Origin of the sequence: Pseudonocardia sp. P1 (genome assembly GCF_000178675.2) — a bacterium.
Lineage (GTDB): Bacteria > Actinomycetota > Actinomycetes > Mycobacteriales > Pseudonocardiaceae > Pseudonocardia.
In genome coordinates this window covers 5,141,232-5,159,807 of sequence record NZ_ADUJ02000001.1, presented here as the reverse complement: position 1 = coordinate 5,159,807, position 18,576 = coordinate 5,141,232, and the positions used below count along the sequence as shown (strand labels likewise).

16 protein-coding genes and 1 tRNA gene are annotated in these 18,576 nt (G+C 73.6%); 4 read left to right on the top strand and 13 right to left on the bottom strand.

Annotated elements, in window-relative coordinates; translation table 11 throughout:
* Window positions 1–145 precede the first annotated feature (145 nt).
* A complete protein-coding gene (locus PP1_RS23875) occupies window positions 146–697 on the top strand; it encodes a sigma-70 family RNA polymerase sigma factor (protein WP_227012794.1) in 552 nt (183 codons plus the stop codon).
* The gene (locus PP1_RS23870; protein ID WP_010228088.1) at window positions 694–1,362 is read left to right on the top strand and encodes an anti-sigma factor family protein; all 669 of its coding nucleotides are present in this window, start codon (window positions 694–696) and stop codon (window positions 1,360–1,362) included. Before PP1_RS23875 ends, PP1_RS23870 begins: the two co-directional genes overlap by 4 nt.
* Here the strand turns inward: PP1_RS23870 and PP1_RS23865 are convergent.
* From PP1_RS23865 to PP1_RS23840, 6 genes are all read right to left on the bottom strand, one after another.
* Entirely contained in the window at window positions 1,355–2,524 is a 1,170-nt protein-coding gene (locus PP1_RS23865; RefSeq protein WP_010228091.1) for an FtsW/RodA/SpoVE family cell cycle protein, read from the bottom strand. The two genes, PP1_RS23870 and PP1_RS23865, sit on opposite strands and share 8 nt — an antisense overlap.
* A gap of 73 nt (window positions 2,525–2,597) precedes the next feature.
* Window positions 2,598–3,185, bottom strand: a complete 588-nt coding sequence (locus PP1_RS23860; RefSeq protein WP_157178950.1) for a class F sortase — start codon at window positions 3,183–3,185, stop codon at window positions 2,598–2,600.
* 16 nt (window positions 3,186–3,201) lie between these two features.
* Window positions 3,202–3,900, bottom strand: a complete 699-nt coding sequence (locus PP1_RS23855; RefSeq protein WP_010228095.1) for a CHRD domain-containing protein — start codon at window positions 3,898–3,900, stop codon at window positions 3,202–3,204.
* Between the two features lie 73 nt (window positions 3,901–3,973).
* Window positions 3,974–4,897 (bottom strand): hypothetical protein, encoded by a 924-nt coding sequence (locus tag PP1_RS23850; RefSeq protein WP_010228097.1) that lies wholly within the window; start codon window positions 4,895–4,897, stop codon window positions 3,974–3,976.
* A 22-nt stretch (window positions 4,898–4,919) separates the two neighbouring features.
* A complete protein-coding gene (locus tag PP1_RS23845) occupies window positions 4,920–6,644 on the bottom strand; it encodes a diflavin oxidoreductase (protein WP_010228099.1) in 1,725 nt (574 codons plus the stop codon).
* Window positions 6,641–11,926 (bottom strand): glutamate synthase-related protein, encoded by a 5,286-nt coding sequence (locus tag PP1_RS23840; protein ID WP_029239420.1) that lies wholly within the window; start codon window positions 11,924–11,926, stop codon window positions 6,641–6,643. Before PP1_RS23840 ends, PP1_RS23845 begins: the two co-directional genes overlap by 4 nt.
* A 165-nt stretch (window positions 11,927–12,091) precedes the next feature.
* Between PP1_RS23840 and PP1_RS23835 the strand changes: the two genes are divergently transcribed.
* A tRNA-Pro gene (locus PP1_RS23835) sits at window positions 12,092–12,168 on the top strand.
* Window positions 12,169–12,229: 61 nt separating this feature from the next.
* Here PP1_RS23835 and PP1_RS23830 read toward each other — a convergent pair.
* From PP1_RS23830 to PP1_RS23800, 7 genes are all read right to left on the bottom strand, one after another.
* Window positions 12,230–13,387, bottom strand: a complete 1,158-nt coding sequence (locus tag PP1_RS23830) for a tyrosine-type recombinase/integrase (protein ID WP_010228103.1) — start codon at window positions 13,385–13,387, stop codon at window positions 12,230–12,232.
* Window positions 13,384–13,572 carry a helix-turn-helix domain-containing protein gene (locus PP1_RS23825; protein WP_010228105.1) on the bottom strand — a complete coding sequence of 63 codons (189 nt, stop codon included), beginning with the start codon at window positions 13,570–13,572 and terminating at the stop codon, window positions 13,384–13,386. Before PP1_RS23825 ends, PP1_RS23830 begins: the two co-directional genes overlap by 4 nt.
* A gap of 14 nt (window positions 13,573–13,586) precedes the next feature.
* A complete protein-coding gene (locus PP1_RS23820; protein ID WP_010228107.1) occupies window positions 13,587–15,119 on the bottom strand; it encodes a replication initiator in 1,533 nt (510 codons plus the stop codon).
* The gene (locus PP1_RS23815; RefSeq protein ID WP_010228109.1) at window positions 15,119–15,439 is read right to left on the bottom strand and encodes a hypothetical protein; all 321 of its coding nucleotides are present in this window, start codon (window positions 15,437–15,439) and stop codon (window positions 15,119–15,121) included. Before PP1_RS23815 ends, PP1_RS23820 begins: the two co-directional genes overlap by 1 nt.
* The gene (locus PP1_RS23810) at window positions 15,436–16,410 is read right to left on the bottom strand and encodes an FtsK/SpoIIIE domain-containing protein (protein ID WP_075314601.1); all 975 of its coding nucleotides are present in this window, start codon (window positions 16,408–16,410) and stop codon (window positions 15,436–15,438) included. Before PP1_RS23810 ends, PP1_RS23815 begins: the two co-directional genes overlap by 4 nt.
* Window positions 16,403–17,224 (bottom strand): hypothetical protein, encoded by an 822-nt coding sequence (locus PP1_RS23805; RefSeq protein WP_075314603.1) that lies wholly within the window; start codon window positions 17,222–17,224, stop codon window positions 16,403–16,405. The genes PP1_RS23810 and PP1_RS23805 overlap by 8 nt, the downstream gene beginning before the upstream one ends.
* 125 nt (window positions 17,225–17,349) lie before the next feature.
* A complete protein-coding gene (locus PP1_RS23800; protein WP_010228114.1) occupies window positions 17,350–17,673 on the bottom strand; it encodes a hypothetical protein in 324 nt (107 codons plus the stop codon).
* 156 nt (window positions 17,674–17,829) lie between these two features.
* On the opposite strand from PP1_RS23800, the gene PP1_RS23795 reads away from it, so the two are divergent.
* Window positions 17,830–18,573 carry a helix-turn-helix domain-containing protein gene (locus tag PP1_RS23795; RefSeq protein WP_010228116.1) on the top strand — a complete coding sequence of 248 codons (744 nt, stop codon included), beginning with the start codon at window positions 17,830–17,832 and terminating at the stop codon, window positions 18,571–18,573.
* The last annotated feature ends 3 nt before the right edge of the window (window positions 18,574–18,576 follow it).

The window sequence follows — 18,576 nt, the reverse complement described above, 5'->3', positions numbered from 1 at the left end:
CCGATCGTGTCGATCGGACATCCACGAGCCTATCCCACACCGAACCCGTGAACACCCCCGCCCCCGGGTACGTACCCACCCCGGACAGGGGACGTTCAGGAGGTTCCGGACACCGATGACGGCGCGCAGACGCGGCTTGCGGTCCGTGGGCGGAGGGGCTGTCGCCCCACCCCCGGACCCCGGGCTCGACACCGAGGCCGGGCTCCGCGCCGCGTACGGCGCCCACGGCCCCGAGATCTACCGGTACGCCCTGCGCCAGCTCGGCGACGACGGCGGCGCACAGGAGGCGGTCCAGGAGGTCTTCCTCCGCGCCTGGCGCCGGGCCGACGCGTTCGACCCGTCGGTGGCGAGCCTGCGGGTCTGGCTGTTCGCGATCGCCCGTAACGTCGTCATCGACGAGATCCGCCGGCTGACGGTGCGACCCTGGCGCCGGCAGCTCACCGACGAGCCGGAGTCCGGCAGGGACTCGATCGGCCCCGCCGACGACGCGCTGGTGGACACCTGGCTGGTCGAGGAGGCGTTGCGGCGGCTGCGGCCCGAGCACCGGCAGGCGATCGTGGAGGCGTACCTGCGCGGCCGTCCACACGCGGAGATCGCGGCGGAGGCCGGGGTCCCGGTCGGGACGATCCGCAGCCGGGTGTTCTACGGCTTGAAAGCACTGCGACTGGCGATGGACGAGATGGGGGTGGAACCGTGACTCCGGACGAGCACCGGGCACTGCGTGAGTCGCTGGGGGACCACGCGATCGGACGTCTGCCACGCGACGAGGCCGCCGCGGTGGCGGCCCATCTGGACGGTTGCGCCGAGTGCCGGGCCGAGCTGGCGGAGATCTCGTCGGTCCTGCCCGCACTGGGCCGGGTCGATCCCGCGCAGCTGGACCGGGCGCCCGCTCCCCCACCGGACCTGGGCGACCGCATCGTGGCGGCCGCCCGCGCCGAGGGGCGCGAGCCCGGTACGAGGAAGCGTCCACGCTGGCTCCCGGTCGCGTCCGCGGCGGCGGTCGCGATCCTGGTCGGTGGCGCGGTCGGGTACGCGGTCGGCGACCACGACGGGATCCCCCGCGAGCCGGTGGCGGTCCAGGCGATGGATCCGGCGGTCGAGGCCACCGCGGTCGCGATCCCGCACACGTGGGGCGTGGAGATCGTGCTGGACGCCGACGGGTTCCGGTCGGGTTCGACGTACCGCGTCGTCGTCGAGGCGTCGGACGGCCGCGAGGTCGGGGCGGGCGAGTTCATCGGGACGGGCGAGAACCCGATGGTCTGCAACCTGAACTCGTCGGTGCTCCGCTCCGACGCGTCCGGCTTCCGGGTGGTCGACACCGGTGGGGCGACGGTGCTGCGCGGGGACCTGCGGTCTACCTGATCCGGCGGGCGGCGTTGGCGACCAGCCCCAGCAGGAACAGGGTGCTGACCAGCGCCGTGCCGCCCGCCGAGACCAGCGGCAGCTGCTGCCCGGTCACCGGGAGCAGCCCGACGACGTAGCCGACGTTCATCACCGCCTGCACGACCACCCAGGTGGCGGTCGCCGCCGTCACCAGCCGCAGGAACGGGTCCCTCGTGCGGGCCGCGACGCGCAGGCCCACCCAGGCCAGCACCGCGTACAGCCCGAGCACGGCGATCCCGCCGAGCAGTCCGAGCTCCTCCCCGATCACCGCGAAGACGAAGTCGTTCGCGGCGTTGGGCAGGTAGTCCCACTTGGCGCGGCCCTGGCCGAGGCCGGTGCCGAACAGTCCGCCGTCGGCCAGTGAGAGCAGCGCCTGGCGGGACTGGTAGCCGGCGCCGAGCTCGTCGCCGGAGCCGAGGAACGTGGTCAGCCGTTCGCGCCGGTAGCCGGCGGTGAGCCCGAGGACGGTGGCCCCGAGGACGGCACCGCCGGACAGCGCGGCGATCAGTCCCAGTGGCGCCCCGGCGAAGAACAGCAGCGCGACGAGGACGACGCCGAGCGCGACCGTCGTGCTCAGCGCCGGCTGGAGCATCAGCAGCGCCGCGACGATCATCACCACCGGGACCAGCGGGAGGACGGCGTAGCGGGCGTGCCGCACGGCCCTGCCCCGCAACGCGAGCACGTGCGCGCCCCACAGCAGCAGCACGACCTTGACCGCCTCGCCGGGCTGCACGGTGAACCCGCCGACCGAGATCCATCTGCGGGCGCCGCCACGGACCTCGCCGATGCCGGGCACCAGCACCAGCACGAGCGCGACGACGCAGGCGAGCAGCAAGAGGGGCGTCCACGCCCGCAGCACCGACGGCCGCAGGGTCATCCCGGCCGCGAACGCGGCGACGCCCGCCAGCAGGAAGATCAGGTGCCGGACGAAGACGGTGAGCACCATCCCGTCCGCGACGGTCCGTCCACCGGCCGACGCCGACAGGACCATCACGACGCCGACCAGCAGGAGCATCCCGGTCACGGCCAGGACGACGTGCAGCGGCGGGACCTTCCCGAGCCGGGACACGCCGGACACGAGCGTGGACCACGCGGACCGGCGGTCCGGCCCGGACGGCGTCCTCGCTCGCGGCACGGTCACCCGTCCAGTGTCCGCCAGAGCCGGACCCCGGGGCGGTAACCGGACATCTCGGCGCGTCCTGCAACGGCGGTCGTCAGGCGGCGCGGGCGTGCACGACGAGGTTGTCGAGGTAGCTGCGCTCACCGCGGTCGAACTCGCCGGCACAGGTGACGAGCCGGAGCACATCCTCCGGCGCGGCCCCGAAGACCTCGAAAGTCGGGAACTCGTCCTTCGGGACCTGCCGGGTGTACTCGACGGCGTACCGGCCCGTCGTACCGTCGCTGCGGCCGACCTCGATCACGTCCCCGGCCGTCAGGTCGCGGAGGTCGAAGAAGACGGCGGGCCCGTCGCGGGAGTCGACGTGTCCCATGAGGACGGCCGGGCCGGGGTTGCCGCCGCGGTCGAACCAGCCGACGCGGTCGTAGTCCTGCGGCACCTCGGCCGTGCCCTCCCCGGTCACGCCGAGCCGGACCAGCGACGGCTCGTCGAGCCCGATCGCCGGGATCCGGACCGACGTCGGCACGACCTCACCCGGTGCCGCGACGACCGGCGCCTGGGTGATCGGGCCGCCCGGCCGCTCCGGGGCCGCCGGACCGTCCACACCGGCCCCGGCGCAGCCGGTGAGGAGCAGGACCACCAGCACGACGACGCCCGGGAGCACCAGGGCTCCCGGGCGTCGCACGCGGTCGGGCACGGTGTCAGCCCTGCGCACGGCTCCGGCGGACCAGGACGACGCCCGCACCGGCCGCCGCGACGAGTCCCGCGGCACCGAGGGTGTAGGCCACGGTGTCGTTCGAGGAGGCACCGCCGGCGCCGGTCTCGACGCCACCCATCGGGACCTCGGTCAGCTGGCCGCGCACGGCACCGGCCGAGTACTCGGCGGTGTGGGTGTCCCCGAAGAACGCCGACGGGTCGGCCTCGATCTGCGCGAGCGAGAAGCCGGTGCCGGTGTCCTGGCCGTCACGCTCCAGGCCGGTGGTGAAGGGGCCCTGCAGGCAGCCGGACGACGTCCGGACGTCGCCGTCACCGGTCGGGTCCGGGAACGCCAGGCGCGGCGGGCCCGCCGCACCGGCGGCGGCCTCGTGGATGTGCGTGGCGGTCTTCGCCGGGCTCTCGTACTCCCCGGTCACGCCGCGCAGGGTGATGTCGTAGCAGATGATCTCGTCGTCGCTGTTGAGCCGGAAGTTGAACTCGCCGGACGCGCCCGGCTCGCCCGGGACGGCGGCGTTGTCGTTGTTGATGATCGTGTCCGGCGACGCGGCCACGGTGTACATGCTGGTGAAGCTGCTCGGCTCGGGGACCTCGGTCTCCTGGGCGAACGCGACACCCGCGGTCGCGGCGAAGGCGAGTGCGCCTGCGGCGGTCACGGCGGCGAGACGGGGGAGGGTACGGCGCATCGGGGCGTCCTTTCCGGGTGATTCATCCTCGATGCCCGTCTCTACGGACGGCGTGGTGACCGCGTTCACCCGTTCACCCGGTCGGTCGGCCGCGTCCTCCGAAGCCGCGTCCTCCGGAGCCGCGACCTCCGAAGATGTCGGCGACCATCCGCTCCCAGGCCGTCACCGCGCTCACCGGCGGCAGCCCGAGCTGGCCGAGCAGGGCGAGGCAGCGGCCGTCGTCGCCGGTCAGCAGTACCGTCGACATCGGACCGTGCGGCCCGTGCGTCCGGACGACGCGTGCGGCGTCGACGTCGGCCGGGCCGAAGGCGAACTGGGCCGGCCCCGAGACGACGCCGACGACGTCGCCGGTCTCGACGTGGTCCACCCACCCGACCGACGCCTGCAGGCAGCCCCGGTTCGGGACGGCCATGCCGACCGGGACGCCCTGCTCGCACAACAGGCACAGCAGCTCGACGACGGGGAGGAACCCGCCGACCGGGAACGCCGGGCGGGCGATCCGGTCGAGCAGGTCGCCGTCGTCGGCGAGGATCGCGTCGAGCAGGCCGATCTGGTCCAGCTCGTCGGGATCGGGGAGCTCCGGCGGCACCGCCTCGGTCCGCTCCGCCCGCGGGGCCAGCGCCATCACGTCGAGCACCATCGGTGCGGGTTCGGAGACCAGGTGCGCGCGGTGCACGGCGGTGCCGTCGGCGTCGAACATCCACAGTCCGGCGGGCTCGCGGGCGTCGTCGTCGGCGTCGGTGCGGACCAGGGCGGCGACCGCGGACCGGGCCAGCCGGACGGTGACCCGGTCGGTGCGCACCGCGAACGCCTCACCGGTGAAGCTCGGCTCGGCGTAGGCGGCGAGGTCGCTGATCAGGGCGCTGCCGTTCGCGGTGGTCGCGACGACCTCGTCGAGCAGCGGGAGGTGCCGGGCCAGCGAGTCGGGATCGAGGTCGAGCCGGGTGCCGACACGGTGCGCGAGCAGCGCGTCGAGCTCGGTGCGGGGCAGGGTCACGGGGTGCTCCGGATCGGTAGTGTCAGTACACGTCACGCAGGTAGCGCTTCTCCCGCTTGAGGTCCGCGACGAACGCCGCGGCCCCGTCGGCGTCGGTGCCGCCGTGCTCGGCGACGGCCGCGTGCAGCGCGGCGTCGACGTCGCGGGCCATCCGCGTCGCGTCCCCGCACACGTAGAGGTGCGCGCCCTGCGCCAGCCAGGCGTGCAGCCGCGCGCCGTGCTCGCGCATGCGGGTCTGGACGTAGACCTTCTCGGCCTGGTCGCGGGAGAACGCCAGGTCGAGATGGGTGAGCAGGCCGGATCCGGCCCACTCCGTCAGCTCGGTCTCGTAGAGGAAGTCGTGCTCGCGGTGCCGGTCGCCGAACAGCAGCCAGTTGCGGCCGGTGGCGCCGCGGGCCTCGCGTTCCTGGAGGAACGCACGGAACGGCGCGATGCCCGTCCCCGGGCCGACCATGATCATGTCGACGTCGTCGGCGGGCGGCCGGAACGTGGTGTTCGGTTGCAGGAAGACGCCGGTCGTGTCGCCGGTGGTGAGCCGGTCGGCGAGGTGGGTGGAGCAGACCCCGCCGGTGGCGCGGTCCCCGCAGGAGTAGCGGACGCTCGCGACGGTCAGGTGGATCCGGTCCGGTGACACGAGCGGGCTCGACGAGATCGAGTAGGCCCGGTGCTGCAGCGGGCGGAGCAGCCCGAGGAACTCCTCGACCTCCAGGCGGAGCCGGGCGCGGCGCAGGAGCTCCAGCAGGTCACGGCCCCACAGGTAGGCGTCGCGGGTGCCGCGGTCGCCGAGTGCGGCCCGCATCTCGTCGTCGGCGGTCCGCTCGGCCAGCACGGCGAGCAGGTCCTTCGACGGCGTCACGATCTCGTGGGCGTGGGTCAGCGCCTCGTGCAGCGGACGGTCGCCGGCGGCGGTGTCACGGTCGTGGCCGAGGTGCTCGATCAGCGCCTCGACCAGCTCGGGATCGTTGGCGGGCAGCACGTTGAGCGCGTCGCCTGCGGCGTAGGTGATCCCGGAGTCGGCGAGGGCCAGCTCGTGGTGGCGGATCTCCTTGTCCGACCCGGGCCCGGACAGCCGCACGCTGTGCGCGAGGACGGCGGCGAACGGGTTCCGACGGTCCCATGTGGACTTCTCGTCCGGGGTCCGCGCGGTGGCGGACCCGGCCGCACCGCCCGCGAAGGTCTCGACCACGGCTGCCTGCCACTGCCCGGCCTGGTCCTCCCACATGACGTCGCAGTCGACGCGCTCCAGCGCCCGGGTCGCCCCGAGCGCCTCCAGCCGGGCGTCGATCAGCCGGCCCGCGGCGCAGAAGTCGTCGTAGGCGGTGTCGCCGAGCGCGCAGACGGCGAACGTCGTCGACCCCAGCCGCGGGGCGTCGTCGGATTCGATCAGCTGCCGGAACAGGTCGGCGTCGTCCGGCATCTCGCCGTCGCCGTAGGTGGAGCAGACGACGACCACGCGTTCCATCGCGGCGAGCGCGTCGGCGGTGACCTGGTCGAGCTCGACCGGCTCGGCGGGCGCACCGGCCGCCGTCAGCTGCCCCGCGACGGTCTCGGCGATCGACTCGGCGTTGCCGGTCTCGGTGCCGTAGAGGACGTGCACCGGCGGGTGCGCGGCGTCCGGGCCGGGCGTCGCCGGCCGCGCCGCGGATCGGGCGCCCGCCAGGTAGCCGGACAGCCAGATCCGCTGCTCGGGGGTGAAGGGCGCGTCGGCCGCGATGTCCAGGCCGGTCAGGATCGGGTCGGCGGTCACGGCGTCCCCACCAGGTCCGGGGCGGCCTCGGCGGCGAACAGCTCCTCGAAGCCGGGGATGCGCCCGAGCCGTTCGGTGTTCGCCCGGTCCTGGGCGATGATCCAGCCGAACGTGCCGGGGCTGTCGGTGCCGTAGACGTCGCGGCGGGCCAGTGCCGCCTTGAGGTCGCCGACCCGCTTGTGCGACACGAGGACGGCGAGCTCGTCGTCGGGGTAGCCCGCCAGCGCCTCGCGGGCGTAGCGGGTCAGCCGGGCGCGGACGGCGTGGTCCTCGGTGAGCAGCAGGTTCCGGGCGTCCGCCCCGCGCCGCCGGGCGACGTCCTCGGCGACGGTCTGCACGGTCAGCGCGTTGAGCAGCGCGTACATCTGCTCGGTGGCGCCGTCCGGGACGATCCCGTGGGCGACCGGGACGCCGTCGCGGGCGGCGACCTTGTGCCGGCGCAGCTGGTGCGCCGCGAGCGCCTCGGCCAGCTCGTCGACGAGCTCGGCGCGGGTGCGGGCGGCGAGGATCGCGTCGGCATCCTGGTAGAGCCGCAGCGCCCGCGGGGTCGCGACGACGACGTGCGCCCGCTCGCGCTCCCACCCGTCGAGCAGCCGGCGGGCGAGCGGCGAGCCGGTGGCGTCGTGGTGCCGGGTGAGCAGCTGCCGGACGGCGACGTCGTGGAAGCCGTCGACCGCGGCGACGTCGACCGAGTCGGTGCTGAACCGCGCGGTGCCCGCCGGGTCGTACTGGTAGAGGAACCCGCCGGACATGCCGTTGCCGAGCCCGACGCCGGACGCGCCGAGGTTCAGCACCGCGCCGCCGGTCATGTACTCGCAGCCGAAGTCGCCGACGCCCTCGACGACGGCGCTCGCCCCGGAGTTGCGGACGGCGAACCGGTCCCCCGCCTCGCCCTGCACGAACAGCCGTCCGCCGGTGGCGCCGAACAGCGCGAAGTTGCCGATCAGCACGTTGCCGCCGGGACCGGTGCCACCGCCGCCGGGCGAGCGGACGGCGATCGTCCCGCCGCAGGCGGCCTTGCCGACGCCGTCGTTCGCGGTGCCGGTGTGCTCCAGCGAGATGCCGTCGTTGCACAGCAGGCCGTAGGACTGCCCGGCGGCACCACGGGTCCGGATCCGCGCCCACGCCTCGGGGAGGAAGCGGCGGCCGCGGTCGTCGGCGAGCACGGGGCCGGGGACCCGCTCGTGGTTCAGCATGCGTTCGACGTCGACGGACAGCCGCCCGCCCACCGAGCGGTGCCGGTTGCCGAGCTCGCCGCCGTCGACGTCCACACCGGACGCGCCGGCGGCCAGCGCGGCCCGGACGCGGGCCGACCAGTCCTCGTCGTGGTCGTGGTCCGTGCCGACCCGCACCGGGTCGGCGACCTGCCCGGCGGTGACCCGGTGCAGCACCCGGCGCAGGTCGAGCCGCGCCACGATCGCCGGGTGCCGGACGAGGTGCAGCAGGTCGGAGCGGCCGCGCGCCTCGCGCAGGCTGCGCAGGCCGAGCCCGGCGAGGATCTCGCGGACCTCGTGCGCGACGTCGAGCAGGTACTGGGCCAGCGCGCGCGGGTCGCCGTCGAACGCCTCGGCGTTGGTCGTGATCCCGGCCGGGCACTTGACGTTGCAGTTCTTCGCCATGACGCAGCGCAGCATCATCAGCGCGGTCGTCCCGAACTCGAAGCCGTCGGCGCCGAGCAGTGCGGACACGACGACGTCGCCGCCGGTCTGGTGCGCGCCGGAGCACCGCACCTCGACGGCGTCGCGCAGGCCGTGCGCGGACAGCGCCTGGTGCACCTCGGCGACGCCGAGCTCGGCGGACCGGCCGGCGAACTTCAGGCTGGTGACGGCGGCGGCGCCGGTCCCGCCGGTGCTCCCGGCGACGTTGATGACGTGCGCGCCGGCCTTGGCGACGCCGACCGCGATCGTGCCGATCCCCTCCGACGACACCAGCTTGACGACGACCTTCACCCGGGCCGCGGTGCAGTCGTGGATGAGCTGGGCCAGGTCCTCGATCGAGTAGGTGTCGTGGTGCGGCGGCGGGGAGACGAGCTCGACGCCCGGCGTCGCACCGCGGGCGGCGGCGATGTCGACGGTGACCTTCGGCCCGGGCAGCTGGCCGCCCTCCCCCGGCTTCGCCCCCTGCGCGATCTTGATCTCGATCTGCTCGAGCATCGGGTCGGCGAGGTAGCCCGCCCAGACGCCGAACCGGCCGGACGCGAACTGCTTGATCCGGGAGCCGCGGATCGTCCCGAACCGGGAGCGGGCCTCGCCGCCCTCGCCGCAGTTGGACAGGCCGCCGACCATGTTCGTGCCGTGCGCGACGGCCTCGTGCGCACCGGCGACGAGCGCGCCGTGGCTCATCGCGCCGGACGCGAGCACCCGGGTGATCTCGTGGGCCGGGGCGACGGTGTCGAGCGCGACCGGCTCCGGGGCCGGCACCAGCAGGTCGAGCCAGGCGCGGGCCGCACCGCGGGCGGTGCAGCGCAGCACGTTCCCCGCCTGCTGCTCGACGTCGACGTCCGTGCCGAAGCGGTCCCGCAGGTAGCGGGCCAGGGCCGCGGGGTCATCGTCGGTCTCCAGCGTCGCGCCGTCGACGCGGAGCCCGCGGACGGCGACGCACACGTTGCCGTCCGGGTCGGCGCGGTCGAGCACGCCGGGGCCGTGGCGCAGGTCGAGCGGCAGCCCGAGCACGTCGCGCAGCGCGGACGGCCGCTGCTCCCGTTCGGCGTGCAGGGTGCGCACGAAGTCCCGGTAGCCGGGGGTGATCGTGAAGTCGTCGATCTCGGCGTCGGTGAGTGCACGCAGCCCGGTGTGGGTGTAGGCGTCGTCGTGCAGGCCGAACGCGTCGTGCAGCCCGGTGAGCGGGAGCAGCCGCAGCGACGGCTCGACCGGCGTCGCGGTCAGCCCGGTCGCCTCGTCGGTCAGGCCGGCGAAGGCGCGGACGGCGGCGACGCCGTAGGAGTGCCCGGCGCCGTCGGACCGTTCCTTGAACAACCCGAGCTGCGGGACGTCGTCGGCGCCGGTGACGGCGAGCGCGCGGGCGTGCCAGTCCGCCGTGGACCGTTCGATCGCCGCGAAGCCGACGCCGCCGACCGGCGAGTCCAGGTCGGGGAACCAGCGGCGAAGAACCGGGTCGTCGGTGTCGAGGTAGGCCGGCTCGAAGAACCGGCCGCCGACGTAGCTGCCTGCGGTGCACAGCCCGATCCGCGCCATCGTCTTGAGCAGGGACTTCTCCGCGGCCTTCCGGAACCGGCCGAACGCGTCGCCGGCGTCGGCGCCGAACCGCTCCTCGGCGCGCAGCCGCACCGCGTGCGGGTGCACGGCCGACGCCCCGAACCCCAGCACGACGGCGAGGTGGTGCGCCGAGCACACCTGCCCGGTCGCGACGACCAGCGACACCGACGGGCCGCGCCCGGCCTCGGTCAGCGCGCGGTGCACCGCGGCGGCGGCGAGCACCGCCGGGACCGGCGCGAGCGTGGTGCCGACGGCGCGGTCGTCGAGCAGGGCGATGCCGCCGCCGTCGCGGGCGAAGGCGACGACGTCGGCGCAGAGCCGCTCGATCGCCCCCTCCAGGTCGCCGGGGGTGTGGAGCAGCGGGAACTCCGCGACGGGCACCCGGTCCTGGCCGCGCAGCCGGTCGAGGTCGCCGGCGTCCAGGACCGGCGAGCCGAGCACGATCCGGTGCGTGCCGCCGTCGCCGGGGCCGGTCGGACGGGCACCGAGCGCGATGCGCAGCGTCATCCCGTCGGCCTCGCGGATCGGGTCCAGCGGCGGGTTCGTGACCTGCGCGAACCGCTGGGTGAAGAACCGTGCGACGCCACCCTCGCGGTCGGTGAGGGCGTTGATCGCGTTGCCGTAGCCCATCGCGGAGATCCGCTCGGCGCCGCTGTCGAGCATCGGGTCCATGAGGTAGCGGAAGGCCTCCTGGTCGAGGCCGTACGCGACGTAGCGCTGGTGCAGGCCCAGCCACGCGTCCGGCACGGCGACCGGCGCGGCCGCGGCCAGGCCGTCCAGCGTCGTGCGGGCCCGCTCCAGCAGGGCCGGGTAGTCGGCCCGCGCGGCGAGGCGCTCCAGCGTCTGCGCGGTGTCGAAGCTGCGCTGCTCGGACGCGCTCCACCACAGCATCCCGCCGGCCTCGATCCGGCCGCGGCGCACGACCCGGTCGGCGGGCAGGTCGAACTGGCCCGCCTCGGACGACACGGTCAGGTACTCGTCGGTCTCGCAGGTCCGCAGTGGACGCAGGCCCAGCCGGTCCAGCCGGGCGCCGATGACGTCGCCGTCGGAGAAGACGATCGCGGCCGGCCCGTCGTTGCACTCCTCGGCGAGCGAGAAGTACTCCAGCATCGCCCGCACCGGCCCGGCCATCGAGCGGTCGTTCTCCCAGGCCGGCGGCATCATCGAGACGACGGCGGCGACGAGATCGAGCCCGTCCTCGGCGACGCGGCCGTGCAGCGTCTGGTCGAACCGCGCGCTGTCGGACTGTCCCGGCGGCCGGACGATGCGACGGCCACGGGCGCGGGCCAGCGCGTCGTCGGCGATCCGGTTCTTGCGGTCGGTGTTGAGCTCGCCGTTGTGCGCGATCAGCCGGAACGGCTGCGCCATCGTCGGGTGCGGGTCGGTGTTGGTGGAGAAGCGGGTGTGGAAGTAGAGGCTCCGGACCTCGTGCGCCGGGTCGCGCAGGTCGGTGAACCAGCGCAGCACCTCCCACGAGTTCAACCGTCCCTTGAGGACCTGGGTGCGGGTGGACAGGCTCAGCGGGTACAGGCCCGCGAGATCCGGCTCGGTGTACGCCGCCGCCTCGACGCCGAGCAGGCAGCGGTGCGTCAGCTGCTCCGGCTCGGCGGCGTCCGCGGGCACCGTGAAGATCCACTGCCGGATCGGGAGCTGCGCGGCGACCGCCGCAGGACGCAGAGCGGACGGGTCGGTCGGGACGTCCCGCACGGCGAGGACCGTGCAGCCGCCGTCCTCCAGCACCCTCGTGACCAGCTTCTCCGCCGCCGCGGCCCGGTCGGGGTCGGCGGGGAGGAAGAAGTTGCCGACGCCGAACCGGCCCGGTTCCAGCTCGCGTCCGGCGAGCCCGGAGAAGAACCGGACCGAGAGATCGACCGAGACGCCGCCACCGTCGCCGACGCCCTCCGCGGACATGCCGCCGCGGTGCGGGACCGCGCACAGGGCACGATGGGCGTGGACGAGGACGTCGTGGGTCTGCACCCCGTCCTTCCGGACGATCAACCCGACACCGCAGCTGCTGTGCTCTGCGGCCGGGTCGTGCAGCCCCGTGGGGCGGGACGGCGATCTCAAGCGGCGCTCCTCCATGATTTAGGGAAGGCTTACCTTAAGAACGCGGTCGCGGGTCGATCAACGGCTCGGCGCTGTCACGCGGGACACACCGCCCTGCACCTCGCACGCACGGCGGGGGTGACGTCGCCGCGGTGCAACGACGGAGCGGGGCTAGACTGCGCGGGACGGGGTGTGGCGCAGCTTGGTAGCGCACTCGCTTTGGGAGCGAGGGGCCGTGGGTTCAAATCCCGCCACCCCGACCAGCGGGAACGTCGCCGTGAGCGGCGTTCCGGAGGCGGTTGACAGCGGCATCTGACAGCAACCTCAGTGCTCGTCGGCGTTCTCGGCACCGGCCCCGAGCTGGGCGTTCAGCAGGTCCAGGGCGTCGCGCTGACTGTCGAGCGTCACGTGCCCGTAGACGTTCATCGTCATCTCGATCGCGCTGTGGCCGACGATCTCCATGACGATCCGTGGGTGCACGCCGAGCGAGAGCAGCAGGCTCACGCAGGTGTGTCGGAGGTCGTGCAACCGTACCTTGCGGAACCCGTGCCGTTCGAGCAGCGCGTGGAACGTGCGGGTCAGGGTCCGCGGTTCGAGCGAGGTGCCGACCGACGAGGTGAACACGTACGGCGTGTCCGTCCAGGTCCCCCGCACGGCCGCCGTGCGCTCAGCGCGCTGGCGCTCCTGGTGCTCGCGCAGGGCATCGACGACCATGGCGGGCAGCGGCACCGTCCGGCGGGACCGCCGGGTCTTGGTCGGCAGCTCCTGCAGCCGGCCCCCGGTGCGCTGCAGTCCACGCTGGATCTTGACGGTGCCGCGGCCGAGGTCGACGTCGTCCCAGTGCAGCCCGCAGACCTCCGAGCGCCGCAGGCCCAGCACGAGGACGGTCACCCAGAGCCCGTGCAGCCGGTGGGCCTTGACCGCCCGCAGGAACTCCTTTGCCTCTTCGGCGGTCAGCGGCTCGGTCAAGGAGTCGCGCGACGGCTGAGCGACGCGGACGCTGCGGGCGACGTTGCGGGTCACCAGTTCCTCGGCGACCGCGTGCTGCAACGCGACCCGCAGGGTGGAGTGGATCCACTGGACCATCCGCGGACTGGTGCCCGTGGCCTTGAGGTCGTCGACCATGAGCCGGACGTCGCGCACCGACAGCGCGGTGAGCTTCTTCCGGCCCAGCCTCGGAGTGAGGTGATTACGGACGTTGCTCTCGTAACCCGCCCAGGTCTGGGGCCGGACGTGAAGCTTGATGTGGTCCAGCCACTCGGCCAGGAACTGCTCCACGGTGAGCTTCGTCGGTCCAGCCGGGATGCCCTTGTCGTGCCGGTCCTGCAGCTCGACGAGCTTGCTCAGCGCCTCCTTCTTGGTCCTGCCGTAGACGTAGCGGCGCTCGGTCCGGCCAATACTGGTGCGGACGTAGGCGGCGCCGGACCAGCGGCCGTCGTTGCGCTTCCAGACGCTGCCGTCGCCGTTGACGTTCTTGCTCACGCGGCGTCCTCCCCTGCCTCGATCAGCCGTCGGGCGAAGTCCTGCACGGCGTCGACCGGGACGCGGCGAAGTCGGCCGATCTTGATCGAGACGAGATCGCCATTGCGGAGGAGGTCGTAGACCTTGCTCCGGCTGATGTGCAGTGCGTCGGCGGCTTCCTCCGCCGTCAGGAACACGCGGTTCATGGGTCTCCCAGGGCTCATGCGGTCGTGGTGGCCAGTTCCTCGCGGGCGGTGCGCCTCCTGGCCCGGGCTTGGGCGGCCGCGGTGTTCGCGAGCAGGGCGTCGGCGGTGGTGTGCCAGCCGATCCCGGCGAAATGCAGCGCGGAGATGACGACCTCGGTGGTGTCCTCCCCGTCGTCGAGGCGCTCGATGTCGTCGGCGGCGGGGCGGGGGTTGGCGTGGTCGCGTTGCCAGTCCCGCCGCGCCTGCCGCAGCGCAGTCAACGTCGTCGAGTAGCGCCGGGAGCGGGTGGAGAAGTGTCCGGCGAAGCCGAGCATGTGCGCCCACCGCCACAGCCGTCCCCAGGAGGTCGACCAGCCGTCGGGGTCCCAGCCGCCGGGGCGTTGTCCGAGGCGCCAGCAGGCGTCGATCTGGCGGCCGGTGTGGGTGGTGTGGTCGGTGTAGGAGCGGACCGTGTCCGGCCGCAGTCGGGTGGAGAGGTGCCCGGCGGTCTCGGTGGCCTTGGTGGCGTACTTGGCGAGGTAGGCGGCGACGGCGGTCGTGGTGATCTCGGCGGCGTCGTCGAGGTCGCGGGCGGCGAGCCGGACGGGTCGGGGGTCGACCTGCTCGCCCCAGGCGATCGGCCAGCCCTCGGGTCGGTAGGGGTGCGAGGCGGTGGTGAACGAGGTCTCGGTGACCGCGGACCGCAGCAGCAGCGCGACCTGGGCGGCGGAGATCCCGGGCGGGGGCGGCAGGGTCAGGTGTGCCAGGGCCGGGTCGGGGTCGCGGCCGTCGAGGCGGACCAGGGCGTGGAGGTGGACTGCGCCGCGGGCCTGGAACTCGGCGACCTTGGTGTAGCTCAGGCGGAGCTTGTGGCCGGTGAGTTTCTCGAGCTGCCGCAGGTTGCGGGTGGCAGCGATCATCGTGCGGCGCCAGAGTTCGCCGACGTGCAGGTTCCACACCGCCTGGTGCGGGTGGTCGTAGCAGTCCAGACACAGCGGTTGCCCGACGCGCGGGTCGTCGGCGGCGTGGCGCTCCCAGCAGGCGTGGGACACGTCGTGCTCGCAGGTGGTGTCGTCGCGGCGGGGGCGGCACGGGAGAGGCCGGCCTTTCCGGTCGGTGCGGTGGGTGTGGACCGGGCCGAACGAGGGTGCGGTGACGGTCAGGAACACGCACGGGTGCCCGGCCACGCTCGCGGGGGTGCCTTTGCCACCGACGAGTCCGGCGGTGACGAGTTGGAAGGTGTCCGCGCGGTAGGTCTCGGCACACGACGGGCAGACGCTCGCGCGGCGGTTGCCGCAGGCGGTGTAGATCAGCCCGTCGGGCATCTCGGCGGTGTGGCGCTCAGACGTGATCCGGCCGGTGGCCTGTTCGACGCGGAACACGGTCCCGGACAGCCGGATGGGGTGGGCGCATCCGGCGGCGGGGGTGACGTGGCGAAGCCACCCGGCGAAGTCCTCGCGTCGTGCGGCGGCGGTGATGAGGTCGGCGGCGGGGGTCTGTCCGGCCAGGCGCGTGAGCCGTCGGGCCGCGAGGCTGTCGACGGTCGCCGAGTGCTGGCCGGTGCTCATCACGCCACCCGAGCCGCAGCGGTGCGGGTGTACTCGCGGGCGGTGCAGGCCCAGTCGGCTGCAGCGCGCAGGGCGGCGGCCTCGGCGTCGGACACAGCCGCGACGTAGACGAGCGGGATCGTGCGGTCTGCGACAGCGGTGTGGGCGAGCACAGACCACCAGCGGGCGTCGCGGGCGTGCAATGCGGCGAGGGCCTCGGCCCACTCGGTGGCGGTGAGGGCTCCACGGTCGTAGCGGGCGCTGACCTGACGGCGGGCAGCCGCGCACCGGCGCAGCCCGGCGTGGACCAGCTCGGCGGTCGTCGGGCGGGCGCCTGTCATGCCGCACCACCGGTGGCGTCGTCGAGGTCCTGGTCCCCGGTGTGATCGGCGATCCCGGCGGCGAGCCGTCGCATGGCGGCGCGGTCGGCCAGCGCGTAGACCTGCTCGTCGGACAGGTGCGCGGCCTTGATCCGGCGCGGGATGCCGCCCTCGGCGAGCAGGAACCCGATCCCCTTGGTCTCAGGCGCCACCGAGGCGGCGGAGTGGCCGCGGGCCGCCCAGCCGTGCCCGAGCACGATGTCCGAGGACGCGTCGGTGGTGCAGCGGAACGCCCACCGGTAGCCGAACAGGTCCCGCAGCGACGTGGGGATGATGTCCGAGGACGGGCGCTGCGTGGCCGCGACGACGATGATCCCGGCCGCACGACCCCGAGCCACCAGGTCACGCACGAGCACGGAGAACGCTTCCTGCTCGCGCTTGGTCCCGACGGTCGCGGAGAAGTACGCCAGCTCGTCGAGGACGACCACGATCGGCGGGACACCGTCGGCGGGGGCGATCTTGCGTCGGCGCTCGTCGTCGAGGACGGCGTAGCGGGAGTCCATCTCCGACTGCAGGTCCAGCAGCGCTGAGATGGCGTCGTCGAGGCTGTTGGCGACGAACCGGTCCGCGCAGCTCCGCCACAGGCCCAGCTCGACGATCTTCCCGTCGAACAACCACAACCGGCAGTCCGTCGCAAGGGCGGCGTGGGCGACGATGTTGTTCAGCCCCACCGACTTCCCGGCGCCGGGCTCCCCGGCCAGGAGCATGTTGCGGTAGATCAGCGGGACCCGGACCGGACGCCCATCCTCATCGATCCCGAGGTGGATCGGCTCCCAGATCGACGGGCCGTCATCGGTACGACGTTCGCGGCGGTGGGCCCGGTACTTATCGGCCCACCGGGGCAGGACCAGCAGCGGCCGCACCAGCCGACCCGGAGCATCCTCGTCGTCGATGATCAGCGGGAGGGGCTGTGTGGGCGGGTGTTCAGACATAGTCCGACCAGTCCCCACCCCGACCGCTGTCGGACGGTCCGTCGAACGCCGGCTGAGGCGCCGCAGGCAGCGCCGGGCGGGACGGCTCACGGCGCGGGGCCGGGACGTCGGAGCCGGGGCCGGGGCCGGGGCCGTCGTTGGTGGGCCAGCCCGGGTCGTGGATGTCGCCGGAGGCGTAGCGGAACAGGTCCGAGCGGATCAGGTTCGGCGCCAGCGGGTCCCGGCGGATGATCTCCACCCGCACGACATTGGTGAACCGCGGCCACACCACCACCCGCGCCTCACGGGCGAAGCACGCCGACGCCAGCTCCTCGGCCTGGTCCGCGACGGCGTGCGGGGCGATCCCAGCCCGAAGTACCACCCACACGACCTCACCGACCCGCGTCGGACGCGCCCACACCGTCAACGGGCACGCCCGCGAGCGGGAGTTCAGGACCCGGCACTCCACGAGGACCTGACGGACCCGGTGGCGGGTGAGCACGGCCTGGGCGCGGTGGAACAGGAACCGCCGCGTCCACGGCAGCCCAGCCAGCACCAGGGCGACCGCGACGAACAGCGCGACCCGCGTGGTGGTGTCGAAGCCGGTGTCGGGGACGGCGACGAATCGGCCGGCCTCGTTGCGGACGTGGTCCGGGCCCAGCGCCACCCACACCCACACACCGACGGCGAGGACGAACAGCTCCGCGCGCAGCCGCAACAACAGTGCGGCGACGCGGACGGCGGGGTTGGCGGGCGGGGCGGAGATGATCTCGAAGGAGTCCACACGGGACTTCCCGGCACCGAAGGTGCGGGCAGGAGCGGCGTTGCGAGCCATGACAGGGCCTTCCAGACGCGGGGCGAGCGACGAGGCGGGGAGCGCGAACAGCGGTGAGGCGTCGGGGTGCGGGGCGGGGCTCCGGGGAAGACAGCCCCGACCCGCACCACCGACCAGACGGGCGGTCAGGAGGCCTTGGACGCCTGCGCGTGCGCGGGCTCGATCCGGTCGGCCTTGAACGCCACACCGGCCCGCTGGCCCTGCTGCCACGGGATCGCGATCAGCCCCACGGGGCGGACCTCCGCGCCCTGCTCGACCTGCGGGGCGCCCGGGGTCGTGATCGTGAGGATCTCGGCGCCCTCGGCGTCGACCTTGACCAGCTGCGTGGTGAACAGCGGGGTCCCGGTCTGGCGGTCGGTGCGCTGACGGCCGTCCATGTCGTTCTTCGGACGCGGGGCTGCGCCGACGGTGTAGCGGGTGCCGGTGGTGTCGACCTTGATCGTTGCCATGACCGTCCTCCAGGGACTGAATCGGGATGGCCCTCGTAGCGGGGCAGGTCCAAGACTCCGGAAATCACCGGGACGGCCCGACCACATAGAGGGACATCTCAGGACGTCTCAGCTAGACTCAAGACGTCCCAGCTCGTGTTCTGGAGGGGTGCGGCGATGGCGAACGAGCGACTGCGCGACGCGCTGATGAGCGCTGGCCTCACGCCCGCGACGGCGGCCGAGCAGATCGGCGTGGACGCCAAGACCGTCGAGCGGTGGGCCACCCAGGGCCGCACCCCGTACGCCCGGCACCGGGCCGCGCTGTCAGCGCTGGTCGGGCAGAGCGAGTCCTACCTGTGGCCCGCGGCGGTGCCGCCGGAGCGTCAGGCGAAGATCGCGGCCTCGGAGATCGTCGCCGCCTACCCGCACCGCGGCGCGGTCCCCGCAGAGCTGTGGGACGAGCTGCTCGCCTCGGCGACCGATCGGATCGACATCCTGGTCCACGCCGGGCAGTTCCTCATCGAGCGTCCGGACTTCATTCGCACCGTGGCTGAGAAGGCCGGCGCCGGAGTGACCGTGCGGATCAACTTCGGCGACCCCGACAGCGACGCCGTCGAGCTGCGTAGCCAGGAGGAACGCCTCGGGACCGGGACGCTGGCCGCGCGGATCCGCTACGGGCTGGCCGCGTACCGGCCGCTAATGGACACCCCGGGCGTCGAGTTCCGGTTCCACACGACCACGCTCTACAACTCGATCTTCCGGTTCGACGACCAGGCCATCATCAACACTCACGTCTACGGCGTCCCCGGCGCCCACGCCCCAGCGCTGCATCTGCGCAAGCTCGGCGCCGGGGACCTGTTCGACACCTATGCGCGTAGTTTCGTCGACGTGTGGAGCACCTCGACCCCAGCGCGTTGGTGACCG

Coding starts and splice junctions, on each gene's coding strand:
- PP1_RS23855 (WP_010228095.1), bottom strand. CDS start 3,900: ATGCGCCGTACCCTCCCCCGTCTCGCCGCCGTGACCGCCGCAGGCGCA.
- PP1_RS23825 (WP_010228105.1), bottom strand. CDS start 13,572: ATGAACCGCGTGTTCCTGACGGCGGAGGAAGCCGCCGACGCACTGCAC.
- PP1_RS23820 (WP_010228107.1), bottom strand. CDS start 15,119: ATGAGCACCGGCCAGCACTCGGCGACCGTCGACAGCCTCGCGGCCCGA.
- PP1_RS23815 (WP_010228109.1), bottom strand. CDS start 15,439: ATGACAGGCGCCCGCCCGACGACCGCCGAGCTGGTCCACGCCGGGCTG.
- PP1_RS23810 (WP_075314601.1), bottom strand. CDS start 16,410: ATGTCTGAACACCCGCCCACACAGCCCCTCCCGCTGATCATCGACGAC.
- PP1_RS23805 (WP_075314603.1), bottom strand. CDS start 17,224: ATGGCTCGCAACGCCGCTCCTGCCCGCACCTTCGGTGCCGGGAAGTCC.
- PP1_RS23800 (WP_010228114.1), bottom strand. CDS start 17,673: ATGGCAACGATCAAGGTCGACACCACCGGCACCCGCTACACCGTCGGC.
- PP1_RS23795 (WP_010228116.1), top strand. CDS start 17,830: ATGGCGAACGAGCGACTGCGCGACGCGCTGATGAGCGCTGGCCTCACG.